Source organism: Streptomyces phyllanthi (assembly GCF_009377205.1).
Taxonomy (GTDB): domain Bacteria; phylum Actinomycetota; class Actinomycetes; order Streptomycetales; family Streptomycetaceae; genus Streptomyces; species Streptomyces phyllanthi.
This window is the reverse complement of record NZ_VJZE01000844.1, coordinates 1-1,914: the sequence shown is the minus strand read 5'-3', so window position 1 is coordinate 1,914 and position 1,914 is coordinate 1. Positions and strand designations below refer to the sequence as shown.

The window sequence follows — 1,914 nt, the reverse complement described above, 5'->3', positions numbered from 1 at the left end:
GCCACGCCCCTGGCACCGCCCCGAGCTGCCCCTCGACGGCGCCGCCTCCCGTATGGTCCGCCCCTACGTCGTGGCCGTCGAACAAGCTGCCCGGCGACGGGAACTGGTGCTGGCCGAGCTCGGGTTCGACGGGCCTGGACCCTATGTGATCCACGGAGTGGAGGTCGGGTGAGCGCGGACGGCTTCGAGGCGGCCCGGCTGCTGCCCTGGCGCGGTGGTGACGGCAAGCCCGCTCATGTCATCGCCGACTCCGACCTGCCCGGACCGCTCTCGCGTCGCGCTGACGTGGTGGAGAGTGCCCAGTTGGAGATGGCGGGCGTCCTGCTGGGGCATGCTCGGCAACTGGTGGACGAGTCGGGCCCCGAGGAGCTGCGGTACCTCGTGGTGGAGCTGACGCGGATACTCACCGACGTCCTTCGGATCGCCGTGCGAGTGAGGTCCTGAGGAAGCGGGGCAGACACGGCCGCACGCGTCAGCAGCATGCGGCCTGCCATCGAGGGCAGGACAAGATGACCGTTGCCACCGCTCGGCTTCCGGGGTACCCGACGGCGCGCGACCGTAGCTGAACGACCCCTACGCCGTGAGAGCCCGGCGGGCCTCGCGGCGGCGGAACAGGTAGGCCGCCGCCGCTCCCGACACGAGGCCTATCAGGTGGCCCTGCCAGCTGACGCCGGTCTGGGTGGGGGCGATGCCGGTGAGGATCGAGCCGCCCCAGACCGCGACGATCAGCAGGCCCACGACGATGCCGAGCGGCCGGCGTTCGACGAAGCCGCTGACCAGGAGGAAGCCGAAGAGGCCGAAGACCAGCCCCGAGGCGCCCGCCGTGTTGCTGTTCGCCGGGGAGAGGAGCCAGACGCCCAGGCCGTCGGCGACGATGATCAGCGCGCACACGGCGGCGAAGCGGCGCAGACCGCCCAGGGCCGCGAGGAAACCGAGGACCAGCAGCGGCACGCTGTTGGCGGCGACATGGGCGAAGCCGAAGTGCAGGAACGCCGCGGGGACGATGTCGACCAGCTCGGACAGGGTGCGGGGCATGATGCCGAAGTCGTCCAGCGCGTGACCGCTGACGACGTCGACCACTTCGAGCAGCCACAGCAGTGCCACCCAGCCCACCATCAGCTTCGCGGCGGCCTTCGCGCGGTCGCCGCGGGACCACTCGAGCTCCGTACCTGTCATGACAGCCCCCATACAGTCCCGTCTCCGGGGGGAACGACCGAGCGCCCTGCTCCGGTTCCCTCCCGGCGAAGGATGCCGGATAGGCTCGGCGTCGTGAACCCACTCAAGCCAGGAGAGACGGCGCGTACGCCTTGGATCGTAGGGGTCTCCGGTGCGTCCGGCACCCCCTATGCCGCCGCTGTGCTGCGTGGGCTGCTGGATGCGGGGGAGAGCGTCGATCTGGTCGTCAGCCGGGCCTCGCGGCTCACGCTGCTCGACGAGACGGGGATCGCCTTCCGGGACGCGCACTGGCGCGACGACCTGCGGGAATGGCTGGCGCGGGGGGCCGACGGAAAGCCGGGGGTCTTCGGGGACGTACGCGTCGACGGCGTCCGGCACTGGGCGGCCGGTGATCTGGCGGCGGGGCCCTCGTCCGGGTCGTACCCCGTCAAGGGGATGCTGATCGTGCCCGCGTCCACCGCCTGTGTCGCCGGAGTCGCGCTGGGGCTGAGCAAGGACCTGCTGCAGCGTGCCGCGAGCGTGACCCTCAAGGAGGGCCGCAAGCTGGTCGTCGCCGTGCGCGAGACCCCGTTGAACGGGCAGACGCTGCGGCACCTGGTGACCCTGGACGACGCGGGCGCGACCGTGCTTCCGGCCTCTCCGGCCTTCTACGCGGGGGCCACCCACATCCAGGACCTGGTGGACTTCGTCGCCGGGCGGGTGCTGGACGCGGCGGGCGTCGGGCACGGGCTGTACCGG

The 1,914-nt window shown here is 71.8% G+C and carries 3 protein-coding genes; 2 read left to right on the top strand and 1 reads right to left on the bottom strand.

The annotated features are described in order from the left end of the window. The first annotated feature begins 168 nt into the window (after nt 1-168). Nucleotides 169-444 (top strand): hypothetical protein, encoded by a 276-nt coding sequence (locus FNH04_RS45490; protein WP_322725736.1) that lies wholly within the window; start codon nt 169-171, stop codon nt 442-444. Between the two features lie 129 nt (nt 445-573). Here FNH04_RS45490 and FNH04_RS45485 read toward each other — a convergent pair whose 3' ends face one another. Next, nucleotides 574-1,176, bottom strand: coding sequence for a rhomboid family intramembrane serine protease (locus FNH04_RS45485; protein ID WP_152792073.1), 603 nt, complete (start codon nt 1,174-1,176; stop codon nt 574-576). 93 nt (nt 1,177-1,269) lie between these two features. Here FNH04_RS45485 and FNH04_RS45480 point away from each other — a divergent pair. Further along, a partial coding sequence (locus FNH04_RS45480; protein ID WP_322725734.1) for a UbiX family flavin prenyltransferase occupies nt 1,270-1,914 on the top strand: 645 nt, incomplete at its 3' end.